Origin of the sequence: Rubrivirga sp., from assembly GCF_049648075.1 — a bacterium.
In the GTDB taxonomy this organism is placed as follows: Bacteria; Bacteroidota; Rhodothermia; order Rhodothermales; family Rubricoccaceae; genus Rubrivirga.
Window position 1 is genome coordinate 1 of the sequence record NZ_JBARYR010000008.1, and the last position, 6,761, is coordinate 6,761.

Consider the following 6,761-nt stretch of genomic DNA (forward strand, 5'->3'; position numbering starts at 1 on the left):
GTCGTGGCGACGACGTCGCGCGAGGCTTCCTGCTCGAAGCCGGAGACGGCGTCGTCACCGAGGTCGGTACCGGAGACGTCGGCGCCGGCGTCGAGGGCGTTGAGGGCCAGGTTGCGGCCCATGATGCCGAGGCCGACGACGCCGAGATGGGGGGTGGACATGCGGGTGAGGTCTGAGAGGGAGAGATCGGTACGCACGTCGCCCGGCGCGGTGCCTCTGCGCGTTGGTCGCGCAATCAGACGCCGCCCTCGAGGACGCCGGCGAGAGGGGACGGCGCTTCTCCTTCTGATTCCCGACTCCTCGACCTCGAATCCACGGGCCGCGCATACGACCGATCGAGGACGAAACGTAGTTTTCACTCCAGGCTGAAATCCGCACGTCAATGATCGGAATCGTCGGACACCTCTCGCTCGTCGTCGCCTTCGTGGCGTCGCTCGCGGCGCTCGTCTCGTTCGGGCTCGCCTCGAGGTCGAAACCCGGCTCCGAGTCGTGGGCCCGCGTCGGCCGGTGGAGTTGGATCGCCCAGGGCGTCGGCGTCGTGGTCGCGTCCGTGATGCTGTGGGTCGCGTTTTTCGGGTACCACTTCGAGTACGCGTACATCTACCAGCAGACCTCGACGGCGATGCCGTTCCGGTACCAGTTCTCGGCGTTCTGGGCCGGGCAGGAGGGCTCGCTACTGCTGTGGGCCGTGATGACGGCGGTCGTCGGGGCGATCCTGGCGCGGTGGACGCTCAAGACCGACGGCGGTGCGCCCGCCCTCGAGGCCCGGCGCGTGTTCGGCTCCCCCGTCATGGCCGTCGTGGCCCTGTGCCAGGCGTTCATCCTGTCGATGATCGTCGGCCTCGAGGTCGTGGGCGTCGGGATCGGAGCGAGCCCGTTCGAGCTCTTGGCCGACAAGTTCGCGGACGCCCCCATGTTCGCCGCCAACCCGAACTTCGTCCCCGCCGACGGGCAGGGCCTGAACGACCTCTTGCAGAACCCCTGGATGACGATCCACCCGCCGATGATCTTCGTCGGGTTCACCCTCTTGATGGTCCCGTTCGCGTTCGCGGTCGCGGGGTTGTGGAAGCAGCGCTACACGCAGTGGGTCCGGCCGGCGCTGCCCTGGGCGCTGTTGGGGAGCGGCATCCTGGGCGTCGCGATTATGATGGGCGGCTGGTGGGCCTACGAGACCCTGAGCTTCGGCGGCTGGTGGGCCTGGGACCCGGTCGAGAACTCGTCGCTGGTGCCGTGGATCTTCGCCGTCGCCGGGCTCCACGCGATGGTGGTCCAGAAGAAGACGGCGGCGGGCCACAAGGCCGCGTTGTGGCTGACCGTCCTGGCGTTCCAGCTGTGCATCTACTCGACGTTCCTGACGCGGTCCGGCATCCTGGGCGACGTCTCGGTCCACAGCTTCGTCGACCTGGGCCTCTACAACCAGCTCTTGCTGTGGATCACGACGATCGGCGCGCTCGGGTTCGGGCTTTTGATCTGGCGCTGGCGCGACCTGCCCGCCCCGGCCACGCCGCCGGCCGCGATCAGCCGCGAGTCGTTTGTGTTCACGGGCGCCCTGCTCCTGGCCGTCACCGGCGGCGTCATCATCTTGGGCACGTCGGCGCCGATCCTGGGCAACCTGTTCCGCGACAACCCGAGCGCCGTCCCGATCGCGTTCTACAACACCTGGACGCTACCCCTCGCCGTCGGCATCGCGTTCCTCGGTGGGATGGGGCAGTTGATGTGGTGGCGGAAGATGTCCGTCGAGGACGCCAACCGTGTGCTGTTCCGTCCGGTCCTGGCGACCGTCGTGAGCACGGCGGCCGTGGTCCTGCTGACGCCCTTCGTCCAGGAGACCGTCGTCGCGCCGACCTCGAGTGCGACCCAGATCGCCGAGGCGGCGCTCGTCGGCTCGGGCTCGTTTTTCGAGACGCACGGGACGTCGCTCCTGCTGCTCCTGCTGCTGTTCGCGTCGTTCTTCATGCTGTGGGGCAACCTGAGCGTGATGTGGCGCGTCGGGCGCGGCAACGCCAAGATGGTCGGCGGCTCGCTCACCCACGTCGGGTTCGGGCTGATGCTGTTGGGCATCTTCGCCTCGTCGGTGTTCAACGACCCGATCTCGGACGGCGCCGGTGCCGACATGGCCGGGGACCGTGAGAACGTCGTCGTGCCGCTGGGCCGGACGGTCGCGGCCGACGGCTACCGCTGGACGTACACCGGTCAGGAGGTCAACGAGGACGGCCGGCCCGTCTACCTGATGGACGTCGTGGACCGCCGCGGCAACGAGTTCCAGACGCGCAACGTGGTCTACAAGGACGGCCGCGACCAGTGGATCCAGCACCCCGACGTGCGCGAGGGCGTCACGCGCGACCTCTACGTCGCCGTCTTCCCGAGCGCCATGAGCGAGTCGGCCGAGGCGACGGCCGAGACGACGCTGGCCCGCGGCGACTCCGTCCGGCTCGCGACCGCCGGCTTGGACCACGCCTACACCGTCACGTTCGCCGACTACGAACTCGAGGTCGACCTCGACGCGATCAGCGTCCCGGCCGACTCCGTGGACCTCGCCGTCGCGGCACGCTTGGAAATCGTGAACCAGGCGACGGGCGAGGAGCGCGTCTTGCGCCCGGTCTACGTGATATCGAAGGGCCGCCAGCAGATGTTCGTCCAGAACCGGGCGACGGACTGGGGGCTCGGCGTCGCGTTCGCGGGCATGGAGGTCCAAGAGGGCGCCGTCCGCTTGGTCTTCGAAGGCGCCGAGGTGGCAGAGGAAGAGTGGATCGTGGTCCAGGCCTACGAGAAGCCGTTCATCTCCCTGCTGTGGCTCGGGACGGGGATTCTCGGCATCGGCTTCGTGGTCTCGTTTAAGCGGCGCCTGGACGAATCGCGGCGCTAGTGGCCCTCGAAGACAGACGCGCTCGGAAGAACGACGCTTGAAGATGCCGCCGGAGGCCTTAGACCGGCCTCGAGGACGTGTAACCTCGTTCCGTACCGCCCGTAGGTCTCCCCACGCCCTGCGACCGTCGACGCGAGGCAGAACACTTTAGCACTTCCACATCCATGCGACTCCTCGCCCTCGCCGCCCTTTTCGCGGCTCCCGTCCTCGCCCAAGAGCCCGTCACGCTGTCCCCCGGGCACCCCGACCTCGAGGTCGCCACACTTACGCCGGAGACAACCACGTACGCGCTCAACATCGTGGAGCCGCCCATCGCAATCGGGACGGTGACCGAGGGCGTCCTGCTCGAGGGCGACGTCCTCACCGTCGTCACCACGTCGGACCTGAACGCAGCGGCCCTCTCGGGTCGCGACTCGACGCGGATGGCGTGGCCATCGCTTGCGCCGCTCTCTCATGACGCGACGTCGGGCGACGACACGGGAACAGTCCTGTTTGCCGACGGGGCCGTGTCGGGCTCGTATGGACCTGAGGGACGAGCGAGTCCGTTCTCGTTCGACCTCTCGCAGCCCGTCTTCCCGGCCGCCGCGCTCGGATACGTGATTCGCGCGCTCCCACTCGAGCCCGAGTATCGGGCCGTCGTCCCGACGTTCTCCGCGTCCGAGCGGTTCAAGGAGGTCCTCCTCACCGTCGTCGGGCCGGAGGACGTGACGCTGCCGAACGGAACCGAGGCCTCGGCCGTCGCCGTTCGGCAAGCCGGTGGAGGCGGGATGGCGGCTGCAGGCCCCGTCATCCACTACGTCGATCCGGGGACGCGAGCGCTCTTGATGACGGTCGCGACGCCCCAAGGCTCTACAGTCCAGATCACCCCGCTCTCGGCTGAAGAGCTGGCCGCATCTCGAGCGGAGGCCGCCGCTGCCGCCGCTGCTGCGGAGGCCACACGGATCGCGGGATCGTCGAACCGGCTCACGCCGGGCCATCCGGACCTGATCGCCGTCGGCCCCCAGTCCACCGTTTTGACGGTGCAGATCGTGGAGCCGATGGTCCAGGACTTCGGCACGATCACGACGACGGAGTCCCTCGAGGACGGACGCCTCACGTTCACCTCCGACGTCCAGATCCCGCAGGCGGGTCAGAACCAGCAGGACACGACGGTTGTCGCGTACCCGTCGCTCGAGCCGGTCTCGCGCGTCGAGGTGAAACCTGGGGAGACGGAACGGACCACGTTTGCCAACGGGAGCATGGTGAGCGTCGTGACGGAGGGCGGCGCTGAGGCCGTCATCGAGGGCGAGCTCGAGGGCGCGTTCGGTCCCGGCGTCACGCGCCACCTGGTCCGCTCGCTCCCGTTCGCCGACGGCTACGTCGCCTCGTTCGACCAGATCAACGGCGACGGCGAGATCTCGACCTCGACGCTGACCGTCACGGGCCAAGAGCCCCACACGCTCCCCGACGGCTCAGAGACGACGGTCTGGAACATCGTGGAGCAAGAGGAGGGCTCTCCCGACTACGAGTACCTCGTCGACGCCGAGACGCGCGATCTCTTGAGGGTCGCGTTCACGCCCCAGCCCGGCGTCCGCGTCGAGATGACGGCCGAGTAACGCCGGTCGCCCTCGAGGGCGATCTTGACCCCACGCTCACACCCACCACAGCACACCATGCGCCTCTTTCTTCTCGCCGCCCTCGTAGCGGCTCCGGCCTTCGCCCAGGACGCTCCGGCGGACACGGTCACCATCATGCCCGGCGACCCGTCCCTCGTGACCGACTGGGTCACGGCCGGGTCGAGCTCCTACACCATGCGCTTGACCGCGCCGATGCAGCAGGACGTCGGCACGATGACGGAGTCGATCTCCGTCGAGGACGGCCGGATCGTCCGCGTCACTACGATGGAGGTGCCGATGCAGGGCATGACCCAGACGGACTCGCTCGTCGCGACGACCGCCTTCTTCCCGCTGACGCACAACTCGGAAGGCGGCGCCGCCGACGCGTCGCTCGAGTTCATGGACGAGGGCGTCGTCGGGATGGTGACGCCGATGCAGGGCGAGAACACGACGGTCATGCTCATGACCGACACGCCGGTGTTCGACGGCGGCTGGATCGCGGAGATCGCCCGGAGCGTCCCGCTCACCGAGGGCGCCGTCTACCTCGTCCCGACCTTCATGACGCAGATGACCGAAGACGTCACGAACGTCATTTTGACGGTCGGCGGCCAGGAGGACGTTGACGGCACGATGGCCCAGGTCATCGAGGGCGACCTGGGACCGGTCGGGTTCACGTACCTCGTCGACCCGGAGACGCGCGCGTTGCTGGCGACCCGGTTCTCGCCGCAGCCCGGCGTTTCGCTCGAGATCACGCCGGACGAGTAGCGCGGGACCCGCCCACGCCCTCGGCCCGTATTCAGGCCGGTCCGACCTCGAGGTCGGGCCGGTCTTTTTGTTGCTCTCCCCTCTTATGCGCTCCATTCTCCTCGCTGCCCTCGCTCTCGTGGCGGCCCCCTCCTTCGCCCAAGACGTCACGTTGCGGCCGGGCCACTCCGACCTCACGACGACCGGCTTGACCTTCGAGTCCCACGTCGAGGCCGTGCGCATCGCTCAGCCCGCCGTCCAGGACCTCGGTCTCATCACGCACCAGGTGACGCGCGACGGAAACACGATCACGATGAACGTCGACGCCAACGTGCCCCAGGCGGGCAACGTCGGGGAGACGTCCATCACCTTCGACGCGACTACCATGGCCCCGATGTCGCGCCAGCGCACGACCTCGGGGGCGTCTGGATCCACGACGTACGACGGCGACCGGGTCACCGGCGCCTACGGGCGTGGCGACTGGGCGCCGCTCGCGTTCGACATCACGCTCGACGGCGCGGTGTTCACACCCGAGCAAGTTCCGCTGGTCGCACGGGCGATCCCTCAGCGGAGCGGGTACCAAGCCACGGTCCCCACGTTCTCGGCGGATCGCCGCGTGCGGGACGTCGCGGTCAGCGTCGAGGGCCAGGAGGAGTTCACGCGCACGGACGGCTCGACGGTGACCGTGTGGGCCGTCGAGGCCGTGACGCCGGGCCGCGGAGGCGGCACCCTGCGGTACCTCATCGCGGACGGGACGCGCGAGCTGATCGCGACCTCGTTCTCGCCCCAAGAGGGGACGGTCGTGGTGACCGAGCCGACGACGGAGGAGGCGCTCGCCGCCCTCGAGGCCGCACGGACGCCCGGCGTCGACCTGCGCCCCGGCGCTGACGGCTTGATGGTGGACGCCCTCGAGGACTACACCGAGACGTACACCGTCAAGGTCGTGGCCCCCATGCAGCAGGACATCGGAACGGCGACGCGGACGCTGACCGTCGACCGCGAGGCGGGCACGGCGACGCTCGAGACGACCCTCGAGATCGCGATGGCCGGCCAGAACCAGACCGAGACGACCGTCGTGGCCTATCCGTCGCTCCGCCCGATCTCGAGCACGAGCGACAACAACGGCGAGACGGTCGAGCTGACCTACTCCGAGACGGACGTCACAGGAATGCGAGGCGAGGAGGCCATCGACCAGTCGTTCGACGAGCCAGTGTTCGACTCGTCGTGGCTCCAAGAGGTCGTCCGGCTGCTCCCCTTCGAGGAGGGCTACCGCGCCTCGTTCAAGAGCGTCACGACGCGCGAGGGCGAGACCGCCTTCGGCCTCGAGGTCGTGGGCCAGGACGAGATCGACGGGATGACCGTCTGGCACGTCCGCGCCCAGCCGACGGAGGGGCCGCCGGTCTCGTTCTTCGTGACGCCGGAGCGCGAGCTCGCTCGGATGGAGATGCAGCCGCAGGTGGGCGTCACGATCCAGTTCGTACCCGCCGAGATGTAGGCGAGGTCTCGTCCTCGAGGACGGCCGGCCCTCTGCTAGTGCGGGGGGCCGGTTTTTTGTC

General features: G+C 68.7%; 5 protein-coding genes. 4 read left to right on the top strand and 1 reads right to left on the bottom strand.

Annotation, left to right across the window (positions count from 1 at the left end; translation table 11 throughout):
* A partial coding sequence (locus tag WBA11_RS00235; protein ID WP_424518729.1) for an NAD(P)-binding domain-containing protein occupies positions 1–161 on the bottom strand: 161 nt, incomplete at its 3' end.
* 221 nt (positions 162–382) lie between these two features.
* Here WBA11_RS00235 and WBA11_RS00240 point away from each other — a divergent pair.
* From WBA11_RS00240 to WBA11_RS00255, 4 genes are all read left to right on the top strand, one after another.
* Entirely contained in the window at positions 383–2,866 is a 2,484-nt protein-coding gene (locus WBA11_RS00240) for a heme lyase CcmF/NrfE family subunit (protein ID WP_424518725.1), read from the top strand.
* Positions 2,867–3,030: 164 nt separating this feature from the next.
* Positions 3,031–4,461 carry a hypothetical protein gene (locus WBA11_RS00245; protein WP_424518726.1) on the top strand — a complete coding sequence of 477 codons (1,431 nt, stop codon included), beginning with the start codon at positions 3,031–3,033 and terminating at the stop codon, positions 4,459–4,461.
* 57 nt (positions 4,462–4,518) lie between these two features.
* Positions 4,519–5,226: a hypothetical protein gene (locus tag WBA11_RS00250; RefSeq protein WP_424518727.1), complete on the top strand. Its 708-nt coding sequence runs from the start codon at positions 4,519–4,521 to the stop codon at positions 5,224–5,226.
* Between the two features lie 85 nt (positions 5,227–5,311).
* Positions 5,312–6,700, top strand: coding sequence for a hypothetical protein (locus WBA11_RS00255; RefSeq protein ID WP_424518728.1), 1,389 nt, complete (start codon positions 5,312–5,314; stop codon positions 6,698–6,700).
* Positions 6,701–6,761: the final 61 nt, after the last annotated feature.